This window comes from Dolichospermum sp. UHCC 0315A (assembly GCF_008121535.1).
Classification (GTDB): domain Bacteria; phylum Cyanobacteriota; class Cyanobacteriia; order Cyanobacteriales; family Nostocaceae; genus Dolichospermum; species Dolichospermum lemmermannii.
The window spans coordinates 326,122-350,605 of record NZ_CP043056.1 but is presented as its reverse complement, the minus strand read 5'-3'; the positions used below and the strand labels follow the sequence as shown (position 1 = coordinate 350,605).

The window sequence follows — 24,484 nt, the reverse complement described above, 5'->3', positions numbered from 1 at the left end:
CCTACCTACGAGACGCTTCATGCTGCGATTAGAACATATCAGTAAAATTTATCCTACAGGCGAAGTTCTTAAAGATGTCAACTGGGAAGTCAAACCAGGAGATCGGATTGGTTTAGTTGGTGTTAACGGTGCGGGAAAATCCACCCAATTGAAAATCATCTCTGGGGAGATTGAACCCACCGCTGGCGAAATTATTCGCCCTTCCAGCCTACATATAGCTTATCTTAACCAAGAGTTTGAGGTTGACCCCACTCGCACAGTCAGAGAAGAATTTTGGACTGTATTTAAAGAAGCCAACGAAGTGCAGATGGCTTTAGCTCATATCCCTCATGAAATGGAAACTGCTAATCCAGAAGAGTTAGATGAACTAATTCATCAGTTAGATAGGTTACAGCGTCAATTTGAGGCTTTAGACGGATATAACTTAGACTCGCGGATTGGTAAGATCTTACCAGAGATGGGATTTCAACTAGAAGATGGCGATCGCCTAGTTAGTGCCTTCTCCGGTGGTTGGCAAATGCGGATGAGTTTAGGGAAAATTCTCCTGCAAAAACCCGACTTGTTACTACTGGACGAACCGACAAACCACTTAGATTTAGAAACCATTGAGTGGTTAGAAAATTACCTGCGCGGTTTAATTACCCCCATGGTGATAGTTTCCCATGACCGGGAATTTTTAGATCGTCTGTGTAACCAAATCGTGGAAACTGAACGGGGTGTTTCCAGTTCTTACCTGGGTAATTACTCATCCTACCTACAACAAAAAGCGGAAAATCAATACGCACAACTTAACGCTTACGAACGTCAGCAAAAAGAATTAGAAAAACAACAAGCATTTGTAGATAAATTCCGCGCCAGTGCTACCCGCAGTACCCAAGCGAAAAGTAGAGAAAAGCAACTAGATAAAATTGAACGCATCGAAGCTCCCACAGGCGGAGTAAGAACCCTGCATTTCCGTTTTCCTGATGCTAGTCGTAGCGGTAGAGAAGTGGTAGAAATTAAGGATTTGACTCATGTTTATGGGGATAAAATTCTGTTTTTGTCGGCAAATCTGCTAGTGGAAAGAGGAGACAGAATTGCGTTTCTCGGTCCCAATGGTGCGGGTAAATCCACACTATTAAAAATTATGATGGGTGTTGAACCACCCACAGAAGGGATTGTGAAATTAGGTGATCACAACGTTATTCCGGGTTACTTTGAGCAAAACCAAGCGGAAGCGTTGGATTTAAATAAAACCGTCATGGAAACAATTCATGATGAAGTTCCCAACTGGACAAACGAAGAAGTTCGTACACTGTTAGGAAGATTCTTATTTACTGGTGATACCGTATTTAAGAAAGTTGGGGCATTGAGTGGAGGTGAAAAAGCTCGGTTAGCATTGGCAAAAATGCTTTTACGTCCAGCGAATTTAATCATTTTGGATGAGCCTACCAACCACTTAGATATTCCTGCGAAAGAAATGATGGAAGAGGCTTTGCAAAACTATGATGGTACAGCCCTGGTAGTTTCCCACGACCGTTATTTTATCTCCCAAGTAGCTAACAAAATCGTCGAAATTCGTGATGGTGAATTCCGCGTTTATTTAGGAGATTATCACTACTATCTCGATAAGAAAGCCGAAGAGAAAGAACAAGCAGAATTAGCAGCAGCAGAAGCTGAAAAAGCTGCTAAAAAAGCCGCTAAAGCTGCTAAAGCTGGAGCAAAGCAGAAGTAGAATAATTGGGTATTGGGTATAAGCAATTATCTCCAAAACCCTAAGTCCTTGTATCCCTCTTTTCTGATCAACTGTAAAATATAGAAAGGGGGATTTCCTGGGTTAACTAGAGAAATGCTGCTAAAAATCAGAAAAATATCCTGTATTATTCAGTTGCTCCTCTGATATCCATATTCTTCAGTTTTTTTCTGACTGGGTATCAGCTTGTTTTTGTTGATCAAAAGTAAAAATAGTGATTACAGTTATGGATATCACACTAACAGAGAGTTGAACAATTAGACCTCTGGTGAAAATGAATGTAGAGACGTTCTATAGAACGTCTCTACAAGGGTTTCAAACCACGCACATTTAATTACCGGAGATGCCTATTGTATATTACTGTCAAATACAATTATGAATTAATGAAATTTAACTTAGGATTTATATCAGTCCGTTCTACATGGATAGCAGTTTTAGCTTTAGTTTACTACGAAACTGCACAATTTTCTCGAATTCTCGCTTCTACGCCCCAAAATGTTACACCAGTTTGGCCACCTGATGGTTTTGCTACTGCTGCTATATTACTTTTTGGGTATTGGATTTGGCCAGGAGTATTAATTGGGTCATTCTTAGCAAATATTTGGGCATTTATTAATCCAACCAATATCATTACGCTCATTTCTTCAATTTTAGAGGTTTTAGGAATTGCTATTGGTACAACTTCTGGGATATTACTGGGTTGTTTCCTATTTCGCAAATTAGTTGCTACACCCTCTCCTCTAGAACGACTAAGCGACATGAGAAAATTTTTAGTATTCACAGGGATGATTGGACCAATTGTGAATGCGACTGCGGGAGTAACAGCATTAACATTAGGAGGAAAAATATCTATTATTGACTTTACCAATGTATGGGTAACTTGGTGGATATCTAACGTAGCTGGAATCTTTATTTTTACTCCAGCATTACTAACTTGGGGAGAGTTATTTAAAGAATATTTCTTAACGCATAAACAAGAATTTGCAATTAATCTAAAATCAAGAACTTTTTGGGGAATTATCGAAATTTTACTCTTATTAACAATTGTTATTATTATATGTAAAAATGCTTTTTTTAGTAACTATTTTATAGAATACATGATTATTCCTTGTTTAGTTTGGGCAGTTTTTCGGTTTGGGAAACTAGCTGCTACAAACTTAATTGTACTTGTAGCTGTAATGGCTATTTTAGGAACAGTTAGAGGACTAGGAGCATTTAATCGTTCTAACTTAAATGAATCTCTTTTATTACTACAATGCTTTATTGGGGTAATTGTCTTAACAACACTTATATTAAATGCTGTGATTAGTGAAAGAAAAACAGCAATATTAATCCTAAAAAATTCACAAATGGAATTATTTGATAAATCGCTAGAACTTCAGCAAATAGCAGAAATATTAGAGCAACAAAAAGAACAGCTTATTCAGCAAAATTTAGAATTAGAATTAGCAAAACAAAATTCTGTAGATGCTAACAATTACAAAAGTCAATTTCTCACCAACATGAGTCACGAACTGCGGATACCATTAAATGGTATTTTAGGAATTTCTCAAATTTTTCGAGATTCACGAAAATTAACAACATCAGAGAAAGAAGATATTCAAATCATTTATCAATCAGGTGTCCATTTATTATCATTAATTAATGATATTTTAGATATTTCTAAAATAGAAGCTGGAAAAATGGCACTAGAACTACAAAATTTTAACTTTCCTGATTTTTTGAAAGGGATAGTCGAAATTTGTCGTTATTCTACAATGGAAAAAAATCTTGATTTTATCTATCAGTTTGACCAAAAAATACCTATTATTATTCATACCGATGAAAAACGCTTAAAACAGATTTTGCTAAATCTATTAGGAAACGCTATTAAATTTACGGATACAGGTAAAGTAAATTTGATTGTTAATTTTATTAGTCAAGAACCAAAAAATGAGTTATTTTATTTAACTAAAATAAACTTCCAAGTTACAGATACGGGTGTGGGAATTAGCTCTGAAAAATTAGCTAAAATATTCTTACCATTTGAGCAAGCAGGAGAAAGTAAACTTAAATCTCAAGGCACAGGATTAGGTTTAGCAATTAGTCAAAAAATAGCTCAAATAATGGGTAGTGAAATTAAAGTCATTAGTAAATTATCCCAAGGTAGTCTATTTAGTGTAGAGCTAGATTTTCTCACCCCCAAAAATCAAGATATCCAAAAACCAGTCATTAAATTTGATACCCATTTCTCCCAGAAATTTCCTTTACAAATATTGATTGCTGAAGATAATATTGTTAATCAGAAAATTGCTGAGAAATTATTTCAGAAACTAGGATATCAAGTAGATATTGTCAATAATGGGGTTGAGGTATTAACCGCATTGAAACAACAGATATATGATGTTATTTTCATGGATATCCAAATGCCAGAATTAGATGGGATAGAAACAACAAAAGCAATTTATCAAGAATGGGGTAAAACTAATCGTCCTTATATTATTGCTATGACTGCCAATGCAATGCAGTCAAACAGAGATGAATGTTTATCTGTTGGTATGGATGATTTTATTCCTAAGCCTGTCAAATTAGAAGCAATTGTAGAATCAATTCAACTGGTGCAAAAAAGACTTTTTCAACACAGAATTTATCAGTCAGAATCAACAGATTAAAAGCTGCACGACTTCTAAAAAGTACCCAAAAAAAGAGAGTGGGAGGAGGCATTACCAAGCGCCTTTCTCTCCCACTCTATCATTTGCTGCTGAAGCGATTAGGAACTTTATTCATACAGACGAGAACCGTTAATTAGGGGGGTAATTTGCAGGTTAACGATAACGTCTATACTTGGCAGGTATTCCTAGGCAGCAAATACTAATTCTATTTATTTTTTAAGCAATCTTAACAAGAGCTTTTTGCTAATTGATTCAGTCTCTTAACGAATCCCTTGTTTTTGCTCGACTCATATAATTTAGCCTGGTTCGTTTCATGATGGTTGCCAATTTGGCATTTATTTTTAAATTTTTTATTTGTTCATTGCCAACAGTTTGTAATCTATATTTTCCGGGAATAATTAATAGGGGGTCACACCCATCATCCCTGATATAGCTTGATTTCACTGGTTTTAAGCCATTTTGTCTAGGACCATAAAACCAATGTTAAAATATTTTGATTATGGAAAATCAAGGTTTTAAGGATGAGGGGTGAAACCCTTCATTTATTCACTAATGGTGTTGGAGTATATACTAGAGGCTATTAATTTAAATTGTTAAGCCGATTCCTCCAGCCGCAAAATCAATCACGGTTTGATTGGAAAATTCATGGCTTGCTATGGCTTGCAACATTGCCAAAGGTAAGGTGAGATGATTAGCACCGGCTTGGAGAGACGCGGCTGCTTCTGCTGGTGACTTGATACTAGCTGCTAAAATTTCCACATCACTGCCTTTGAGAATGCTGGCCATATCTCGTACCAAAGCAATACCGTCTCCTAACAAGCGTTCAGCCCGATTGACATAGGCTATGGCGATTTTTGCCCCCGCTTCCTTGGCTACTGCGGCTTGTGCGGGGCTGTAAATGCCGGTGACGGAACAGGTGATTTCTGAGGAAAGGGTGGCTACTACCTCAAATCCTAGGGGTGTGGCAGGAATTTTTAAGATGGTTTGAGAACCAATAATTTCAAAAGCTTTTCTCCCTTGGGCTATCATTTTCTCTTTGTCTGAAACGAGGAGTTGATAATATACCGGACCTGAAGTTAAGGAAACTAAGGTTTTGAGGGTGGTTTCTGGTGGGGTGTTGGCTTGTGCTAACAATGTGGGGTTGGTGGTGATACCTTTTACCCAACCCCAATGTTTAACAATTTCGGCTTCTGCGGCAATAGCTGAATCTAAATAAAGTGCCATAATAACCCTGATTAATTCTTTCCAGGATTACTTTACAGCAGTTTATCCAGAAGAATTAATAGAAATATCTTAGCTAATTTTTCACGCTATCCTACGTACTCACATCAATATAAAAAACATTTATGCCAATTTAGCCAAAAAGTGAGATACTGCAAAAAAATTATATATTCACCTCACATAACAACAAATGGAAAAACTACAATTATTTGGTATGCCTGCGGAGAAAGGGCGATGGCTACTGATACCTCTAAGTATCACTGTTTTACTGTGCTTGGGTACAGTTTATTCTTGGAGTATTTTTAGAAAACCTTTGGAAAAACTTCTTAGTGTGGGTGCAACTGATAGCCTATTACCATTTACGGTGCTGCTGGTTGTATTCGCAATTTTAATGCCAATCACTGGCTTTTATATCAATCGTTTTGATACTCGTCTGATTACAGGTGTTGGTGGGTTAATTACGGCAGTAGGTTATATCCTCTCTAGTTTGGGTGGCAATATTCCTACATTAACTATTACCTATGGTGTGATTGCTGGTATGGGTGTGGGTATCACTTACGGTGTACCGTTGGCTGTGGTGGCTAAGTGGTTTCCTGATAAAAAAGGTTTGGCTGTGGGCGCTACTGTGATTGGATTTGGTTTGTCACCTTTAATTACTGCACCTTTGGCCAAGTTTCTGATAGATGCTGTTGGAGTTCAGCAAACTTTTGTAATTTTAGGTATTGCTTTTGCAGCTATTATTACGGCTATTTCTACTGTCCTCACAACTCCTCCTCCAGGTTGGCAGCCAGAAGGATGGACTCCACCCGGATCTGTGCAAACAAATTCTCACACGACAACTTCAGGATCAATTCTTCAGACTTCCAGTTTTTATGGCTTGTGGTTGTGTTATACCATTGGTTCTTTTGCGGGACTGGCAGCTATTGGTATTTCTAGTCCTCTAGCACAGGAAATTATTAAATTAGATGCAGCCACAGCCGCAAATACAGTTTCTCTGTTTGCTATTTTTAATGGTGCGGGACGGTTGTTTTTTGGGTGGTTTACGGACAAATTTACGCCAAAGTTGGGGGCAATTGTTTCCTTTGTTTTAATTTTGATTGGTTCGATTATGATGCTGAGTGCGGGTAAGGGCAGTGTACTCACTTATATAGTCGCTTTTTCGCTATTTTACTTGGCTTTGGGGGGTTGGTTAGCGATCGCTCCCACTTCTACTTTAATCATGTTTCAATCCCAAGACTATGCCAAAAATTACGGTATTGTCTTCACTGCTTACGGTATGGGGGCTTTGGGTGGAACTTTATTAGCTGGCAAAATTAGAGACATTTTCGGCAGTTACACTAATTTCTTTTATCCAACTGCGGGATTAGCCATTGTGGGAATTATTGTGGCTGTATTCATGCTGAAACGCACTTCTGCCAATGCCGATTTAGTCAGATAATTTGTTCGTTTTCGACATCCCCTCTTTGCTTGTGCTTTCCCACATTAGTTAGAGGGTTGTCGGATTATTATGTGCATTTTCTAATTATTTTTAATTTTCTGCAAGAGTCAGATCCCCGACTTTTCTAAGAAGTCGGGGATCTTATCCCTATAGTGTGTTCAGTTACAGTTATTATCCCGTTAGTTAAGCAAGAATAGAGATTATTGAATTCAATTCCAACTCCTGAATTCTTTTTTGATAATTGATATGTAGGGGCTGCTGAATAAACCTAGAACTGAGATATATCAAGAGTTTGAAGGTAAAAAAGGTGAATCAGGTGCAAGGAATAAGGGTTGAAATCAGCAAAAACCTATCACTTGACCAGATTCAATACTATTCTTCTCTTCTTCTAATTCTTCCTCCTGACTCCTGACTCCTGACTCCTGACTCCTAGCCCTCACAGACAACTTTTTCAGCACCCCCTATGTAGCCATTTATATAAATTTTATGCTGCGGTTTTATGAAACCTCGAATTATTGTTTGCGGCTTAGGGCGTACCGGATATAAAATATTTCGGTTACTGAGAGAACATGGGGCTTTAGTAGTAGGTATTCATCGCAAACCCGTTGCTGGTGAAACTGCTGCTAATGTAATTGTTGGTGAGTTACAGGCAGTTGCCACTTTGCAAGCAGCGGGAATTACCGAAGCACATACTTTAGTAATTGCGACTTCTGATGATGCCCTAAATTTATCAATCATGATGCAAGCACGGGTACTTAATCCCCAAATTCGGATTATTAACCGTTTTTATAATACGAATTTAGGTGAACGTCTTGATCAAACTTTGTCAAATCATTTAAGTTTGAGTGTTGTGGGTTTAGCCGCACCAGTATTTACCTTTGCCGCTTTAGGAAACAAAGCCATTGGCCAAATTAAATTACTTGAGCAAACTTGGCCAATTCAAGAAGAATATATTCACGAAAATCATGCTTGGAAGGGTAGAAAAATTAGCTGTTTATGGGAAGATCCAACGCGAATGCTGATTTATTATGTCCCTATCCAAGGGAAAATGAATGTAGTTTCAGCAGTGTTATTAGATCAACAATTAAAAGTAGGTGATCGCTTAATTATTGGCACTCAACCCCGCATTCGTCCACAACGTAAATCATTTATTAGAAAATTAATCAAAGCTTTTGCCAATATTAGGGAATTTCAGAAACACGCCCAATCAGTTGTCGGCATGGCAATAGCTTTATTAGTAATTATTTTACTCTCTACATTTACCTATGTTGCTAGTAAGCATAATCTCTCTTTTGTTGATGCTTTATATTTTGCTGTCGGCATGATTACAGGGGCTGGTGGTAATGATAAAGTCGTAGAAAATGCACCTGATAGCATCAAATTATTTACCGTTGTCATTATGCTAATTGGGGCTGTGGTAATTGGGCTTTGGTACGCTACGCTGACAGATTTTATCCTGGGTAGTCGCTTAAAACAATTTTTAGACGCAGCGAGAATTCCCCAACATAATCATTATATTGTTTGCGGTTTAAGTGGTATCGGCATTAGAATTGTTCAACAATTACATCTGAGTGGCCATGAAGTAGTAGTAATTGAAACAGACGCTAATAATAGATATGTGACTACTGCTAGAGGTATGAGTATTCCTGTCATCCTTGCTGATGCCAGTTTTCGCGCTACTCTACAGTCAAGTAATATCAACACAGCTACCGCAGTTTTAGCTGTCACTAGCAATGATGCTACTAATTTGGAAATTGCTCTCAAAGCTAAGGCTTTAGCACCAAATATTCCTGTGATTGTCAACTATGCTGATCCCGATTTTGCTGGTATAGCACAACAGGTATTTGACTTTGAAGCTGTACTCAGTCCCGCTGAACTAGCTGCCCCTGCCTTCGCTGCTGCTGCCCTAGGTGGTAGGATTATTGGTAATGGCATTATTGCTGATAATTTATGGGTAGCTTTTGCCACCACAATTACACCAATACACCCTTTTTGTGATGAGTGGGTGAAAGATGTGGCCAAGTTGGCGGATTTTGTGCCTTTGTATGTGGAAATCAACCACGAAACTGTACAGGGCTGGGATTTATTAGAAACGATTCTCGCCCCTGGAGATGTTTTGTATTTAACCATGCCCGCTAATAGGTTAAATCAGTTATGGCGAGAAGAAGGAAAAGGTATTGGAGTTTAATTGATTTTTTATGGGAAGATAGTTCTTCCTCGTCATTTTCAACTATATCAGATTCCCAGCCGCAAGTCAACCCCCTTTACCTATAAAATGCGAAATTTTTTTCTTTTTTTGGGAATTATGTTATGCCTACGGCACGCGCAAAGGCGCAAAGGTTGAATTTGCTCACCTGTTACCTATTTGTAGGATGATAATGTAGCACTTGTACAGTGTTATTGCATTCCCAAATAGGAAAATAGCGTGTCAATTCAAGAACATAAAATTACGGTAGATTCTTTAGAATGGTTTTATCGGGAAGCTGAACCGATTGGGAGAACTGATTTAATCCCTGTGTTATGCTTACACGGGTTAGTTTCTCAAAGTTATAGTTGGAGAAATGTTATTCCCAGTTTAGCAGCACAGGGAAATAGAGCGATCGCACCTGACTGGATTGGTTACGGATTTTCTGGTAAACCCGAAAAACAGGATTTTGCTTATACTCCAGACGCATTTATCACAGCTTTGGAAGGATTTGTTAAAGCCTTAGAATTAGAAAGATTTTCCTTAGTTGTCCAAGGATTTTTAGGTTCAGTTGGGTTACAATATGCCTTACGTCATCCTGAAAAGATTGCTAATATAGCGATTTTAAATACACCAATTTCTACTTCTGCCAAAATTCCTTGGAAAATCAAACAAATGGGTTTACCATTGGCTGGAGATATCATTACCCAAGATCCTTTGTTGGTTGATAGAACATTGGAAGGTGGGAGTCGTTACCGCATTGAAGATGAAGATTTAGATATTTATAGAAAACCATTTTTGAAAAGTTCTGCTTCTGGGAGAAGTCTCCTCACCACAATTCGCAATTTTCAACTAGAAAAAGCGATGATAGAAATAGAAAATGGGTTTAAAGAATGGCCACAACCTATTTTAGTCCAATGGGGGATAATTGATCCTTGGTTATCTGTAGATATGGCGGAAACTTTCGTTAAATCTGTCGCCAATGGTGAAATAATTAAACTTAATAATGTGGGACATTATCCCCAAGAACATTATCATGAAGTAATTTTACAAGATTTACTCCCATTTGTCCGGCGTTCCCAATCGAATTAGTTATAAACCTGTGTTTCTTGTTCTCTGCTATCCCTCTTTTTTTGTATTTCTGAGAAGAAGGATAGTAAAGTCACATGATATATTACTTTATAGCAATTCCTATTCAAGTGAGGTAAAAGAAGTAATAATTAAACGCAGATAAACGCAGACAAACGCAGATGTTTTTGTACTTCTTTAGACGAGGAAATACTATATCAGTTTTTGATCTGCACATTCAAAATCTTTTCTACCTATTTAAAATAATGATTGAACAATATACAAATCAACAACATACCATCTTTCATGGTGATGCTATTAGCATTTTATCAAATCATATTGCTTCAGAATCAGTAGATTTAATTTTTATCGATCCTCCCTATAATATAGGTAAGAAATTTGGTAATTTCCATGATAAATGGGAATCAGAAGCAGAATATATAAATTGGTCATATCAATGGCTTGATGAATGTATTCGCATTCTCAAACAAAATGGTACAATTTATGTGATGACAAGTACCCAAGCAATGCCTTATTTTGATATTTACTTGAGAAAAAAATTAACTATTCTCAGTCGCATAATATGGCATTATGATAGTTCTGGAGTTCAAGCTACAAAATACTTTGGTTCAATGTATGAACCTATTCTTCATTGTGTCAAAAATAAAAATAATTATATTTTTAATGCAGATGATATCAAAGTTGAAGCAAAAACAGGCGCACAACGTAAATTAATTGATTACAGAAAATCAGTTCCTACTCCCTATAATACAGAAAAAGTACCCGGTAATGCTTGGTATTTTCCTCGTGTGAGATATCGCATGGAAGAATACGAAAACCATCCTTCACAAAAACCAGAGTCATTATTAGAAAGAATTATTTTAGCAAGTAGCCATGAAGGAAGCTTAATACTTGATCCTTTTGCTGGAACTTTTACAACTGCTGCTGTAGCTAAAGTTTTAGGTAGGGAATCTATCAGTATTGAACTACAAGAAGAATATCTAAAAATTGGGTTAAGAAGGGTTTTAAAAATGGCAGAATATAAAGGAGAAAAACTCTTACCACCACAGAAAAACCATAATATCAAAAATAAAAATGGTAAAAAAGTAGATTTAGATTTTATCCAAGGGAGTATCTTTGATGCAAATACTACAGCATGATTTCACGAAAACAATAATTAATATTCTTAATAAATATTTTCCTGGAGATGGAGATATCATTTTAAACAATAGTCAATTATTACAATACATCAATCTTAAAACTAAAGCTGCAAATCGTGGTTCAAAATCAAGAGCCAGCTTTGCTAATCATTATGCTATATATGTTTTAATTGAAGATTATTTGCAAAATAACTTTCATATACAGAATGGCTATGAAGATTATGAAGGCGCACAATATACTACTCTATTAATGAGACAAAGAGAACTACCTTTTGGAAGGAAACTTCAAAATCATGCTCTAAATCATCGTTTAAATGAAGAATTTAAAAAATATTTTCGCACCTCAGATTATTTACCAATAATAAGAGATTCAACAACAAATAGATATTGGATTAATGAAAATCTTTTAAAAATCGAAATTGGTGAGCAATTAATCAATATTTCTGAATCTGTTAAAGATATCATTGATGCTTATATTCAAGCCAGAATGAAATCATTCAATGAATTCATGATTTATTGTCAAAAAATGATGGAAATTCAAAATCAGTCATCTGAAGCAGCAATTGAATTTATTAGAAGTCTATTAAAGCCAAATGTAGATGCTAGAGTATTTGAAATTGTGAGTTATGCGATTTTAAAACAGTATTATGCAGAGCAAAAAATATACTGGGGTTGGTCACAATATGAATTAAATGTTGATCATTTGATTTTGTATAAGACTGGACGCACAAATGCAAATGATGGTGGGATAGATTTTGTTATGAAGCCTCTGGGAAGGTTTTTTCAAGTTACAGAAACTTTAGATACGGGAAAATATTTTTTAGATATTGATAAGGTACAAAAATATCCAGTTACTTTTGTAATCAAAACTGAGGATGAAGTTGAATATTTACTCAAAAATATTGAGGAACAAGCCAGGATAAGATATCAAATCAAAGCTATTATTAAGAAATATATGGAATGTATAGAGGAAGTGATAAATATTCCAGAGTTAATACTTCGTTTTAATAAAGTCTTAGATTTTCAAAGGGGTATTCAAGTAATTGAAGAAATAGTTTTACAAAGTCGAGTTGAGTTCAATATGGAAGAAGAAGTAGTTGAGGATGAAATATGATGATGATAAATATAAGATTTACACTTCTTAACCTACCTGCATCCTTGCTGTAAAATCACCATAACCTGATAATGAGAGTAGATGCAATCATTTGTAAATTGATGAAGGTAGGTTAGGATTCATGGCTTATTCGTGGTTTAAAGCATTTCATATTATTGGCTTTGTGGTTTGGTTTGCGGGGTTATTTTACCTAGTGCGGTTGTTTATCTACCATGTTGAAGCTAACCTTGAACCAGAACCAGCAAGAACGATACTGAAAAACCAGTATCAAATCATGGAAAAGCGTCTTTACGATATTATTACCACTCCAGGTATGTGCGTAACGGTAGCAATGGCCATTGGAATCTTATCTACAAACATGGAACTGTTACAAGAACCTTGGTTACATTTCAAATTAGGGTTTGTAGGGATTTTAATTGGCTATCATTATTACTGTGGAAGATTAATGAAGCAGTTAGCAGCGAATGAATGTAAGTGGACTGGTCAAAGTTTACGCGCATTAAATGAAGCACCAACACTTTTATTAGTTGTAATTGTGATGTTGGCGACATTTAAGAATAACTTACCAACGGATATTACAGCTTGGTTAATTTTTGGTTTAGTGATTTTCATGGCTGTGAGTATTCAACTTTACGCCAAAATCCGCAGACGCAATCAAGAAAAACTGACAGCAGAATTAAATCAAATTCCCCAAGGGTAATCATGTATTTCTTCCTTTGCGCCTTTGCTTCTCTGCGCCTCTGCGCGAAACAAAAACAATGATATGATTATCGAACACTGCCAGCTTGACAATCCCGTAACCATAGTTTAACACCTTGAGCGATCGCCCCGTTACTACTATTTCTCGGTGGTGCGATAGGTGGTTTGACTGGATAACTACCGTCTTGGGTAAACATCATTACCACAGTCCAACCAATGTTCGTTTTTGTCAAAAATAGCCTGTGAAATTCTTGTAATTCCACAGGTTTTTTGTGGATATATGTCCGTTCTAGGGTAGTAAAGAAAACCTGTTTTACTCCTTCGGCGTTATACTTATCCCCATTATCAATACTTGGATTTAATGGTAAAGGTTCAAATTCTGGTTTACCAGCAACTAATATATAGGAAAAAGTATCAACACTCCTGTTCAGAATACGCGCACGCTGGATAACACGATTAGTATAGCTAGGTAGATCTAATACTAGCTGAGTTGTTAAAGTTTCTAAACTTTGCTCAGAACAAGAATTACTAATTTTGGGATTTACAGGTTTGGGAGGAATATTTTTAGCATCAGCGGAGTAATGAAATCCAGGAGAAATAAACAGCCAGCAATTACAGGCTATCAAATATAAGCACCAAAAAGCAGGAGAGAAATTTACTTTCTTCTTCCTTTTGCTTTTTTCCTCTGGAATTCCTAAACTACAGTCAGGGTTTAGCATTGCTCATCTTTGCTACAATTGGTGTCTAATTAACGTAAAACGTAAAACCGATTTGATTCAAATATTTGCTCGTTATTAATTTACTCCCAACAAAGGCAAAAAAATAGTATTAAGGAGGTTGACAATTGATTTTGAATTTGTTATCATGAAGATGACGAGGAAGAACTATCTTGATAATCAGATTATATCTTCAACTCCTCTAAAATCTGATTCCAAGCTAACTCAGGAACAGCCGCCGCAGTAATGGGACGACCGATAACGAGATAGTCTGCACCCGCTGTGATAGCTTGAGAGGGAGTGAGCGATCGCTTTTGATCTCCCTTCTCAGCCCATGTTGGCCGCACCCCTGGACAAACCAGCAAAAAGTCTTTTTCACAACTTGCTCTTAATTGTTGCACCTCTTGGGGAGAACAAACGACCCCATTTAAACCAGAATTCTGTGCCAACAGTGCCATTTCTAAAGCAAATTCTGGCAATTCTAAAGGTATTTTTAAATCAACCGCCAATTGTCGCGCCGAAATACTGGTTAACAACGTAATAGCGATTAACTGAGGTGGTTTTGTTCCGGCTTTTTCCGCCCCAATTTGCACCGCTTCCGCCGCAGCTTTTAAAGCATCATTACCACAAGTTGCGTGAATTGTCAATAAATCCACCCCATAACCAGCCGCAGCGCGACAAGCACCGGCGACAGTATTGGGGATATCGTGAAATTTCAAATCTAGGAAAATTCGCTTTTCTTGAGATTTGAGGATTTCCAGAATCTTGGGACCAGTGCTAGTAAACAACTCCAAACCAACTTTCCAGAAAGTGACTTGGGGAAGTTTATCAACAAGAGCGATCGCACTCTCTAAATCTGGTACATCTAAAGGAACAATTATTTTTTCATCATTCATAATTCTGGTTATTACTTATTACATATTATCCAATTTATTATACTTTAATAGCGATGTTTAATATGACTACTTTTGAGTAGTTTAACAATTAGATTTACTTAATTAAAGCCTACAAGTGTTTAATAACATATAAATACTGTGTAATAGAGTACAACAAAAATTTTGCTCTTAACCCTGTTATTTCCTTAATTTATAAGTTTAAATTATATATATTTGGAAAATAGTTTAAATATTTCTATTCTGGAAAAATTAATATAACTTCATATTTATATTTTCTTAATATTTTATTGAGAATAATTTCTATTTATCAACGATCTTGCAATAGTTTCAGCGATTTGGTAAAATTTCAAAATCTAGGCGTAGTATATCAATTTTCTAAAATTGTAGGAAGTAGAATCTGTAAATCCTTTATTTATAGGTATTTGAGAAATAGGGAAAGTGAGAACGGGGAAAATATTCAGGAGTGATAGAGAATTTTTTGGACAAATTTAGAAATACCTTGATGTAGTTTTGTAAAGCAACGTCAAGGGTGGGTTGACAAAATAAACAGTTTATGATATTGCGATTAGCAAAGATATTAAAATCATGCTAACGATAAAAATTTTAAATAAGATAAATAAAAACATCAAAGTCATTCTTATTTTTAGACAGGGAATAGATTCCCTGACTGACTCTGGAGTGCTGATAGCTGACAGCTACTTTACCAACCGCACAAAATTCTTCTTACCCACCTGTAACACCTTATCATATAAATCATCAGGTGTAGAAAAACTTAAATCCGCATCAGCAATCTTATCACTATTTATCCTCACTCCACCCTCCTGAATTTTCCGTTTACCTTCGGCTGTACTTTTACATAAACCGGTAGCACCTAAAATAAACGCTAATTTCGCCGGAAATTGAGGAACAGCAGCCAGAGAAAATTCTGGTAATGCTCCCTCCTTCCCACCACTTTTTGCCGCCTCCTTCGCCTCATTAGCCGCTTGTTCACCGTGATACTGACGGACAATTTCCCAGGCTAAAAATTCTTGGGCGTGGCGCGGGTTTTCTGGCAGACCATCCAAAGATAAATCTGTGAGCAGTTCAAAATACTGTGACAGTAAATTATCTGGTATACCTTGAAGTTTTTGATACTTTTGGGAAGGATGTTCACCCAACCCCACATAATTACCCAAAGACTTAGACATTTTTTGGACACCATCAGTCCCAATTAAAATTGGTAATAACATTCCAAATTGAGGTTTTAGACCAAAATGACGTTGTAGATCTCGTCCCACAGCGATGTTAAATTTTTGATCAGTCCCTCCCAATTCCACATCAGCTTCCACAGCCACAGAATCATAACCTTGCATCAGTGGATACAGGAACTCATGGAGAAAAATAGGACTCTCTTGTTTATAACGTTCCGCAAAACCTTCCTTAGCCAACATTTGTCCGACCGTCATTGTGGAAAGTAACTCCAAAGTTTTCCCCAAATCTAGACGGGAAAGCCATTCTGAGTTATAACGGACTTCTAACCTACCGGGAGTATCAAAATCTAAAATAGGACGGACTTGGTCAAGATAAGTTTGGGCATTTTGTGCCACATCAGCTTCCGTAAGTTGACGACGCACCTCAGATTTACCAGTAGGATCACCAATTCGGGCAGTAAAATCACCAATAATCAGTACCGCTGTATGACCAGCATCTTGAAAAGCCCGTAATTTCCGTACAGGTATACTATGACCCAAATGAATATCTGCCCCAGTCGGGTCAATACCCAGTTTAATCCTTAACGGACAGTCAGAATTGAGTAACCGCTTTTCCAAACTTTCCGGATCATTATCACCATTATGGGGAAAAATTTCTGCCACACCACGATGCAACCAAGAGAAACTTTGCGTCATACTAAGAAATTCGCTATTAACTATACTTTCCACTCTAAAAGTTAAGTTTGTTATGTTCACAAACCAATTATCTGTTCTTTTTCCTGTCAGATTACTATAATTGCAAAAAATTAACTGTCTTTTTCCATTTAATGAATTACATTTAAATTTACAAGTGAGGAAGTGAGATCGCCGTGTCGTCTAGGACTTTTGCAAACAAACAACCACAAGAGAAGGATTCATCTGGATTTGAGTTTTTTAAAGGAGTCGGTCAGATAACTGGGGGTACGCTGCTATCCATGACACTCTTAACAAGCTCTATTGTGGCGGGAACACTGGTAGGTTTAGCCATTAGTTTCCGTAATTTACCAGATGTTAGACAAATAAAAAACTTTTTCCCCTCGGAAACAACTTACATATACGATATAAAAGGCAAACTTTTAACTGGCATCCACGGAGAGGCTAACCGAGAAGTAGTACCATTAAATAAAGTTTCCCCCAACCTCAAACGCGCAGTTTTGGCCAGTGAAGATGGTCACTTTTACGATCATCACGGGATTAATCCCACTGGTGTTGGCCGTGCCGTCATAGTCAACATGGTAGCAGGTGGAGTAAAAGAAGGTGGTTCTACCATCACCATGCAGTTAGTAAAAAACTTATTTTTGTCTCAAAAACGGGCATTTACGCGGAAGTTAGCCGAGGCTGTCCTAGCAATTCGGTTAGAGCAAATCCTCAGCAAAGAGGAAATTCTAGAAATGTACCTCAATCAAGTTTATTGGGGTCATAATAACTACGGTGTGCAAACAGCAGCCCGCAGTTATTTTAATAAATCAGCAGAATATTTAACTTTGGGTGAATCAGCTATGATGGCGGGTTTAATCCAAGCACCAGAAGAGTTTAGCCCTTTTGCCAGCATGAAATTGGCCAAACAGAAACAAAAGGAAGTTCTGGGGCGAATGATCGAATTGAATTGGATTACCCAAAAAGAATATGATGATGCCCTGAAACAACCAATTAAACTGGGTAAAATCAGGTCTTTTCAAGGTAGTGCCTCACCTTATATTACCAATACTGTAGCCCAAGAGTTGGCGAAAAAATTTGGACGTGATTCTCTGCTCAAAGGGGGAATGCGCGTCCAAACTACGGTTGATGCTAAATTCCAAGCAATGGCCGAAGAAACCGTTAGAGATTGGCATGAAAAGCTTCAGTCTCAAGGGTTGAATAAGAATCAAATGGCCTTAGTGTCAATTGATCCCCGCACCCATTTTGTGAAAGCCCTTGTGGGTGGTGTAGATTACAAAGCCAGTGAATTTAACCGAGCTACACAAGCTCAACGACAACCAGGCTCTTCATTTAAACCATTTGTTTACTATACCGCCTTTGCTACTGGCAAATATGCACCAGATAGCACAGTGATAGATGCTCCAGTCAGCTACCAAGATGGTAATAATAGGTACTTCCCAAGAAACTATGATGGTGGCTTTGCCGGAGCGATGTCAATTCGCAAAGCCCTCGCTCAATCTCGAAACATCCCAGTGATTAAACTTGGTAAATCGGTGGGGATGAATAAGGTGATTGAAACCTGCCGGACATTAGGAATTATGAGTCCCATGGAACCTGTTACCTCTTTACCTTTGGGTGCTATTGGTGTCACTCCCCTAGAAATGGCCAGTGCCTATGCTACCTTTGCTAATTATGGCTGGCAGTCACCATCTACTGTAATTGTGAGAATTACAGATAGTGCTGGTAACGTGATTCTCGATAATACACCCAAACCTAAACAAGTTCTTGACCCTTGGGCATCAGCAGCGACTATTGATATCATGACTTCAGTAATGACCGAAGGTACGGGAAAAGGTGCTGCTATAAATCGCCCCAGTGCGGGTAAAACAGGAACTACATCCTCAGAAAAGGATATTTGGTTTGTAGGTACTGTACCCCAACTAACTACTGCTGTTTGGGTGGGTAGGGATGACAGTAAACAGTTGGCTAGTGGGGCAACCGGTGGCGGCATGGTAGCTCCCGTTTGGCGAGATTTTATGACCAAAGCACTCAAGGATGTACCTATAGAAAAGTTTAAGCCTCCTTCTCAGTTTCCCCGTCCCAAATCAAATTAATTGGTCAGTTGTCAGTTGTCAGTAGGGGCGAAGCATTTGGAAGATAAATTATCGGTCATTGCCAAAAATAGTTCTCCAAATGCTTCGCCCGTACAGTTGTCCGTTGTCCGTTGTCCGTTGTCAGTGGGAGAAATAATTTTCCCACTGCCTCCCCTGTTCCCTGTTCCCAGTCATTTTGTTTGTTCCAATTCCGCTTTCATCCTTTCTAATGTCACGTTCATCTGTCCAAACATTTGCTGTGGAGTTACCCCAAACTGACCTAGTTGAGTTTTTAGTTGCTCTATGGTCATTTGCGCCATGAAATCCTCTGATAGCTCGAACCGCTTCATAAAGACGCGATATCTGTCCATCATGGATTCCATTTGCTCAATAAACAGCTTTTTGCCCTCGCGGTCAAATTTGCCGTAGCTGTTGCCAAGCTGAATCAGTGCTTGATAATCTTCAAACAATTGCTTGGCTTCTTGCTGGACTATTTCCGAGTCGAAGAATCCCATTTTGCTTTTCTTTAACTGAGTGCTATGACTTCAGTAGCTTCAAATTTTGTCTCTGTTCCCATTTTAGTGTAGAAGATTCATCTAGGGAAACTACTTCGGTTCAAGTAGGAGTTTTTACCGAAATTTCACTACTTGACTTCAAGTGGATAGAGTTAGGGGGGATGTTAATGAAGTTTGGTTGATAAAAACTTACCTAAGAAAGAAGCAATACTCAAGGCTTTGGACATTGATTGAGGATTAACTGTTTCATTGACTTGAATTGGCAAAAGGGCAGCGTATTTTAAAGCTAGTGGTTGTTGAGGATTAATTTTTAATGCTTGACGGATGTAGACTTTACTCATGCCTATAAATTTCTGGTGAAAATGGACTACTCCCAGTAGTGCGTAGTAATCACTGTTAGTTAGGTCTAATTTAATAGCATCTCGCAGTTCTTTTACTGCTAAGTTCCAGTTTTCCTGATTATAATATTCTACGGCTCTCTCATAGTAAGCTTGAGCATAGTTTATTGGCTCTGGTTTGAGAATTGTGCTTGAAGATGAGGTGTCTGGAGGTCTCTGGTTTTCTTCTTGGGGGATGATAGATTTAGATTGATTAGCCAGTGGACTGTTTGGTTTTTGGTGTGATAGATAGACTATATTTAACGTACTTAATTGCTGTGTTATGTGACATGACTGAGGTAATGAATGATATTGCTCATACCCATAGGATGTAACTACGTCTTCGTAAAATAATTCTGCTTCTTCAGCAGACATTGTTGATATTGCCTGAATGGTAGAAACTTTGATAGCACTGACTTTCTGTGGATCTAAAACTTCTGCTTCTGAGCGTAGTAAATTTATTGCATTTAAGCGTTTTTTTGTCTGATTGAGTTGTTCATAAGCTGGATTAATCAATTGTGTAAATACTGCTTGAGCTAATTCCTGATCTGGTTGGTTATGCTTGATATAGTTATCAGGATGTAGCAACTTTGCTAGAATATAATACCGTTTACTGATTTGACGTTCATCAGCATTCACTGACACCCCTAGCACAGCGTAGGGATCAAAAAGTAGGTTTAACCATTCTGTTGATAGAGAATTGAGCGACATCATATCATTATTTACAAATTAATCTTGACTATTACTGAATTTTATCTTAAAGTTCCATTCGATATTTTGAGCATGACTGTCAAGCAAGCAATAATTCTATATTATTACAAAAAAAGGGAAGAGGGAAGAAGGAACAGATAAGAAACTAAAGTTTCACCAATTCAAAACTTCAGTCAAAAAAAAGATGTTTTTAAAATATACGTAGCCCAAAAAAAACAGTTTCATTATTTCAATTTCATGTTTTTAAACATGAGTTTTCTCTGTTCTCTGCGATGCACTGAGCTTGTCGATAGCGAAGCGTGGTGTAAGCCATAGTGTTGCCCGTTCCCTGTTCCCTCTGAAGAATTAATCAGTTCATGAATCAAGTAGAATGGCTATAGATAAAATGATCTTAACTAAACGAAAAAGCCGGACTATTGCTGCTATTTTAGCCTTTTCTGGCACATTAACGATTTCGGGTTTACATAAATTCTACTTGGGACAGCCACTTTGGGGAATACTGTATGTTCTGTTGTCTTGGACACCGATTCCCAAGGTAGCTTGTGCTATTGAAGGGGTTTGGTATTTAACTCAAGATGAAGAAACTTTTGATCAGTATTTTAATTTGGGTGAGTCAGTAATGAAGGTATCAACCCAAGTTGGGAATCAAGTAGAATCAGTTGCTAATGCTTTGCGTGAGTTAGAAACACTCCGTCAAGATGGATTAATTTCTGAATACGAGTTTGAGAAAAAACGTCGGCAAATGTTAGATCAGATTTAGGTAATTGGTAATTGGTAAGTGGTAATTCGTAAAAGGATCAGGTTAAGAATGAATAAGTGGCTACCTTTAAATCTGAAATTGCAAAAGCTTCGCGCCAAGCTGCTGAATGATCCTTATTATCGTTTACAGTCGGGGGAAGAGGTACAAATGGCCGCTGAATTGGGTTTGGGTATTGATGCTAATCAAGCCACTGTGGATGATTGGCTGCGTTTACCTGGGTTGTCAATTCACCAAGGGCGATCGCTTGTGGAACTTTCTCGCGCTGGTGTGATATTCTATTGTATCGAAGATGTGGCTGCGGCTTTGGGTTTGCCAGTACAACGATTAGAACCGCTCAAGCCTTTGCTGAATTTTAATTATTATGATCAAAATTCCCTCGATAAACCCCAGCAAGTTAACCCTAATACTGCTTCGGTAGAAAGTCTTGCCAAAATCCCTTTTATAGATTTATCCCTAGCACAGACAGTTGTGGAAAACCGTCTGGCTGCTGGTTCTTACCGGAGTTTAGCAGATTTTCAACAACGTTTAGAATTATCTGGGGATGCGATCGCTCAGTTGATGTACTATTTGCGGTTTTAGTCAGTGGTCAGTTGTTAGTAGGGGCGAAGCATTTGGAAGATAAATTATCGGTCATTGCCAAAAATAGTTCTCCAAATGCTTCGCCCGTACAGTGGTCAGTTGTCAGTGGACTAGATTAAGCCGATACGGTCAAGAGGCCAGAAGCGAAATGTAGCACGACCGATGACGTTTTGACGGGGGACAAAACCCCAATAGCGAGAGTCATTACTATCATTGCGGTTGTCTCCCATGACGAAAAATGCGCCTTCCGGGACTTTGATTTCTGGAAATGGGCTATTTGGTGGTTCAGCAATGTAGTCTTCTGTTAAGGCTGTACCGTTGAGGTAAACTTTGCTTTGAGCGATGCTAATTACTGCTCCTGGTTCACCAATTACCCGTTTGATAAAGGCTTGGTTTTGAGAATATCCGCGTCTTTGTAATTCTGGTGGTGAGTTAAAAACGACGATATCGCCGATTTTAGGAGGATGAATCCGGTATGATACTTTTTCTATGACCAAGCGATCGCCTGTGTGTAAAGTAGGGTACATTGATTCTGATGGAATCAGGCGTGGTTCAGCGATAAATGTCCGAATTAGCAGAGCTAAACACAGGGCAATAGTTATTAAAACTAAATTTTCCTGCCAACCACTCCAGATTTTTGTTTGTGAAGAAGCATCTTTTATATCACTTTCGTGAGGAGTCATAGTTAACAGTGTAAGGGGGATAGAGGAGTAGGGGAGGCAGGGAGCAGGGAGAAGATGTTTCCCACTGACAATGGACAACGGACAACGGACAACGGACAACGGACAACGGACAACTGTACGGGCGAAGCATTTGGAGAACTATTTTTGGCAATGACCGATAATTTATCTTCCAAATGCTTCGCCCCTACTGACAACGGACAACGGACAACGGACTAATGACCATTATCTGATTTAGCGGTAATGACTTCTGTGGGACGGAGGACTTTTTCACCTAAATGAAATCCGCGACGGACAATTTTAGTGATTGTTTGGTCTGGGATATCTGTTCTTTCTTCCCGATCAATGACGCGACATAAGTTAAAATCTGGTTCTGTGCCTTCTTGTAATTCTATAGGTAAAAGTTGGCGCTTTCCTAAAACACCGAGAAACTTGCGATTAACTGCACCTATGGATCTGGGTAAGCGTTCGATAAATTCTGGACTAGGATTGGGATTGTTTTCTAGATAGTCTAATAAAGCTTCTAAGGCATCAGCAACTTCTAAAAGTTCCCAGAATAAATCTTCTGTTTGGGCTGTAGTTTGGGTTTGCTGTTCTCTCAAAGACTGCTGTAATACTACATTATCTTTTTGCAGAATGCCGAGTTTTTGGACGAGTAATTCTCGTAATTCTAAACTAATTAGATAGTTTGGGGATAAGTCAGGCACGGGAAATCTCTTTAGATAGCACAGTTAGAATTTTGTTAGCCCAAGTGTTAATTTGGGAATGAGGATGATTACTCAAAAGCGTTTCCGCAGTAATTACCGCTTCCCGCAGTTGTTTTTTTTGGGCAAAATTTTCAGCTTTCTGACTAGCTTGTTTGAAGCTATCAACTATCATCATGGGTTTTTCCTTTTACAGCTACTAGGAATTTTCAACTCCTGATCTATATCTAATTTATTTTCCCGTTTTTGTAATTCGGCGTTAGCGGCAACGATTAATTGCCAATCAGTAGGTTTACTACAAAACTTGCCAGCAATACTACTAAGAGTATCTCCTGATTTTACGGTATAAGTGGCTAGTGGTGACGCTGGTTTAGGAATGACAGGGGTAATTACCTGGGGACTGAGATTAGGAGTAGTAGTAACTGTAGGTTTAGGAACTGTTGCGGTATATATAGCTGTTTGCAGGGCAAAAAAACTACCTCCTACACCGATAGTAATACCAATCATCAGCATTAAGATAGCGATGCCTGTTGTCCAGGATTTTGGCTGCTGGGGTAATTCTGCCAATGAGCGAATTAGAGAAACATCAGTATCACAATTAGGACAAATGTTGCCCTCAATTCCTTGATACCCGCAAACAGGACAATCAACTTTAGTTTTGGTGTTCATCGCGTAAGTCCCGTGATAATACTATGACTGGGTAATTCTTGATTTAACCAATGTTGCACATCTGGTTTTAATTCCCGCTATAAATGATCTACCTCATTACTATCACTACTGATGGCTGCATTTAACATCCGAGAGAGTTTGTCAGACATGGCATTAGCTTCAGTAGGGGCAACGGCTTTGGCTTGTTGGATAGCGAGAATACAACCTTGTACTAACTGGACTTCATCAGGTAAATTGCGAATTTCTCTTCTGGTTTCTTGACTGTGATCCTCCATGGAGGAGATATTATTAGTATTAATAGCAAATTGTAATTCTTGACTCAAGTTTTGTAGTCGTTCTGGCTGAAGTTCAGGAATCATATTCTAATTCTTGATAGATTTTCTCATCTACCTGCCCCCTTGAAAAATTACAACTTACTTTCACAAAGGGATTATTTTTTAACCGACATTCCACACTCATAATCTAGTATGACCCTTTTCAAGAATTATTCTTAATAAGGTTCAAAATCTTACGTATTAAAGCTTAAAGTATTTGATAAAATATGTATTTTTAAAGACAATAAAAAATAAAATTAAGGAAATATTCGCATATTACAAAATGAAGTGCGGAATATGGGATTTAATTATTAATGAGAACTTAACTAACTCT

The 24,484-nt window shown here is 37.8% G+C and carries 24 protein-coding genes; 12 read left to right on the top strand and 12 right to left on the bottom strand.

The window, feature by feature from the left end; genetic code table 11:
* Positions 1–19 precede the first annotated feature (19 nt).
* Positions 20–1,714: an ABC-F family ATP-binding cassette domain-containing protein gene (locus tag BMF77_RS01725; protein WP_148760156.1), complete on the top strand. Its 1,695-nt coding sequence runs from the start codon at positions 20–22 to the stop codon at positions 1,712–1,714.
* Between the two features lie 401 nt (positions 1,715–2,115).
* Positions 2,116–4,383, top strand: a complete 2,268-nt coding sequence (locus BMF77_RS01720; protein ID WP_148760154.1) for an MASE1 domain-containing protein — start codon at positions 2,116–2,118, stop codon at positions 4,381–4,383.
* A gap of 585 nt (positions 4,384–4,968) precedes the next feature.
* On the opposite strand, the gene BMF77_RS01715 is transcribed toward BMF77_RS01720, so the two are convergent.
* Entirely contained in the window at positions 4,969–5,607 is a 639-nt protein-coding gene (locus BMF77_RS01715) for a transaldolase family protein (RefSeq protein WP_148760152.1), read from the bottom strand.
* A 187-nt stretch (positions 5,608–5,794) separates the two neighbouring features.
* Here BMF77_RS01715 and BMF77_RS01710 point away from each other — a divergent pair, with 187 nt between their 5' ends.
* The 6 genes from BMF77_RS01710 to hemJ all read left to right on the top strand — a co-directional run bounded on the left by BMF77_RS01710 (position 5,795) and on the right by hemJ (position 13,269).
* A complete protein-coding gene (locus BMF77_RS01710; protein WP_148760150.1) occupies positions 5,795–7,042 on the top strand; it encodes an OFA family MFS transporter in 1,248 nt (415 codons plus the stop codon).
* A 499-nt stretch (positions 7,043–7,541) separates the two neighbouring features.
* The gene (locus BMF77_RS01705) at positions 7,542–9,230 is read left to right on the top strand and encodes a TrkA family potassium uptake protein (RefSeq protein WP_148760148.1); all 1,689 of its coding nucleotides are present in this window, start codon (positions 7,542–7,544) and stop codon (positions 9,228–9,230) included.
* A gap of 237 nt (positions 9,231–9,467) precedes the next feature.
* Complete coding sequence (locus BMF77_RS01700) at positions 9,468–10,319, top strand: alpha/beta fold hydrolase (RefSeq protein WP_148760146.1); 852 nt, start codon at positions 9,468–9,470, stop codon at positions 10,317–10,319.
* A 242-nt stretch (positions 10,320–10,561) separates the two neighbouring features.
* Complete coding sequence (gene yhdJ / locus BMF77_RS01695; RefSeq protein ID WP_148760144.1) at positions 10,562–11,455, top strand: adenine-specific DNA-methyltransferase; 894 nt, start codon at positions 10,562–10,564, stop codon at positions 11,453–11,455.
* Positions 11,436–12,569 carry a hypothetical protein gene (locus tag BMF77_RS01690; protein ID WP_015083227.1) on the top strand — a complete coding sequence of 378 codons (1,134 nt, stop codon included), beginning with the start codon at positions 11,436–11,438 and terminating at the stop codon, positions 12,567–12,569. The genes yhdJ and BMF77_RS01690 overlap by 20 nt, the downstream gene beginning before the upstream one ends.
* 121 nt (positions 12,570–12,690) lie before the next feature.
* Positions 12,691–13,269, top strand: coding sequence for a protoporphyrinogen oxidase HemJ (hemJ, locus tag BMF77_RS01685; protein WP_148760141.1), 579 nt, complete (start codon positions 12,691–12,693; stop codon positions 13,267–13,269).
* A 67-nt stretch (positions 13,270–13,336) separates the two neighbouring features.
* Here the strand turns inward: hemJ and BMF77_RS01680 are convergent, their stop codons facing one another.
* From BMF77_RS01680 to tyrS, 3 genes are all read right to left on the bottom strand, one after another.
* Positions 13,337–13,987 (bottom strand): hypothetical protein, encoded by a 651-nt coding sequence (locus tag BMF77_RS01680; protein ID WP_148760139.1) that lies wholly within the window; start codon positions 13,985–13,987, stop codon positions 13,337–13,339.
* A gap of 182 nt (positions 13,988–14,169) precedes the next feature.
* Complete coding sequence (pyrF, locus tag BMF77_RS01675; RefSeq protein WP_148760137.1) at positions 14,170–14,880, bottom strand: orotidine-5'-phosphate decarboxylase; 711 nt, start codon at positions 14,878–14,880, stop codon at positions 14,170–14,172.
* Positions 14,881–15,575: 695 nt separating this feature from the next.
* Complete coding sequence (gene tyrS / locus BMF77_RS01670) at positions 15,576–16,766, bottom strand: tyrosine--tRNA ligase (protein WP_148760135.1); 1,191 nt, start codon at positions 16,764–16,766, stop codon at positions 15,576–15,578.
* A gap of 173 nt (positions 16,767–16,939) precedes the next feature.
* Here tyrS and BMF77_RS01665 point away from each other — a divergent pair, with 173 nt between their 5' ends.
* Both BMF77_RS01665 and BMF77_RS01660 read left to right on the top strand, forming a co-directional pair.
* Complete coding sequence (locus tag BMF77_RS01665; RefSeq protein ID WP_148760133.1) at positions 16,940–18,862, top strand: transglycosylase domain-containing protein; 1,923 nt, start codon at positions 16,940–16,942, stop codon at positions 18,860–18,862.
* Between the two features lie 15 nt (positions 18,863–18,877).
* A complete protein-coding gene (locus tag BMF77_RS01660) occupies positions 18,878–19,120 on the top strand; it encodes a hypothetical protein (RefSeq protein WP_168204340.1) in 243 nt (80 codons plus the stop codon).
* On the opposite strand, the gene BMF77_RS01655 is transcribed toward BMF77_RS01660, so the two are convergent.
* Positions 19,033–19,356, bottom strand: a complete 324-nt coding sequence (locus tag BMF77_RS01655) for a DUF1825 family protein (protein ID WP_148760129.1) — start codon at positions 19,354–19,356, stop codon at positions 19,033–19,035. The two genes, BMF77_RS01660 and BMF77_RS01655, sit on opposite strands and share 88 nt — an antisense overlap.
* A gap of 164 nt (positions 19,357–19,520) precedes the next feature.
* Positions 19,521–20,447, bottom strand: coding sequence for a DnaJ domain-containing protein (locus BMF77_RS01650; RefSeq protein WP_371735217.1), 927 nt, complete (start codon positions 20,445–20,447; stop codon positions 19,521–19,523).
* A gap of 385 nt (positions 20,448–20,832) precedes the next feature.
* On the opposite strand from BMF77_RS01650, the gene BMF77_RS01645 reads away from it, so the two are divergent.
* Together BMF77_RS01645 and BMF77_RS01640 are read left to right on the top strand one after the other, a co-directional pair.
* On the top strand, positions 20,833–21,204 hold the full coding sequence (locus BMF77_RS01645) for an NINE protein (protein ID WP_148766733.1): 372 nt from the start codon (positions 20,833–20,835) through the stop codon (positions 21,202–21,204).
* 48 nt (positions 21,205–21,252) lie between these two features.
* Entirely contained in the window at positions 21,253–21,783 is a 531-nt protein-coding gene (locus tag BMF77_RS01640; protein ID WP_148760127.1) for a ComEA family DNA-binding protein, read from the top strand.
* Positions 21,784–21,893: 110 nt separating this feature from the next.
* Here the strand turns inward: BMF77_RS01640 and lepB are convergent, their stop codons facing one another.
* The 6 genes from lepB to BMF77_RS27150 all read right to left on the bottom strand — a co-directional run bounded on the left by lepB (position 21,894) and on the right by BMF77_RS27150 (position 24,195).
* Complete coding sequence (gene lepB / locus BMF77_RS01635) at positions 21,894–22,466, bottom strand: signal peptidase I (protein WP_015083240.1); 573 nt, start codon at positions 22,464–22,466, stop codon at positions 21,894–21,896.
* Positions 22,467–22,468: 2 nt separating this feature from the next.
* Entirely contained in the window at positions 22,469–22,660 is a 192-nt protein-coding gene (locus tag BMF77_RS01630; protein WP_148760125.1) for a hypothetical protein, read from the bottom strand.
* A gap of 18 nt (positions 22,661–22,678) precedes the next feature.
* Positions 22,679–23,170 carry a nucleotide exchange factor GrpE gene (locus BMF77_RS01625; protein ID WP_148760123.1) on the bottom strand — a complete coding sequence of 164 codons (492 nt, stop codon included), beginning with the start codon at positions 23,168–23,170 and terminating at the stop codon, positions 22,679–22,681.
* Complete coding sequence (locus BMF77_RS01620; protein ID WP_148760121.1) at positions 23,163–23,345, bottom strand: hypothetical protein; 183 nt, start codon at positions 23,343–23,345, stop codon at positions 23,163–23,165. Before BMF77_RS01620 ends, BMF77_RS01625 begins: the two co-directional genes overlap by 8 nt.
* Positions 23,342–23,836: a LysM peptidoglycan-binding domain-containing protein gene (locus BMF77_RS01615; RefSeq protein WP_148760119.1), complete on the bottom strand. Its 495-nt coding sequence runs from the start codon at positions 23,834–23,836 to the stop codon at positions 23,342–23,344. Before BMF77_RS01615 ends, BMF77_RS01620 begins: the two co-directional genes overlap by 4 nt.
* A gap of 77 nt (positions 23,837–23,913) precedes the next feature.
* Positions 23,914–24,195 (bottom strand): hypothetical protein, encoded by a 282-nt coding sequence (locus BMF77_RS27150; RefSeq protein WP_210422279.1) that lies wholly within the window; start codon positions 24,193–24,195, stop codon positions 23,914–23,916.
* Between the last annotated feature and the right edge of the window lie 289 nt (positions 24,196–24,484).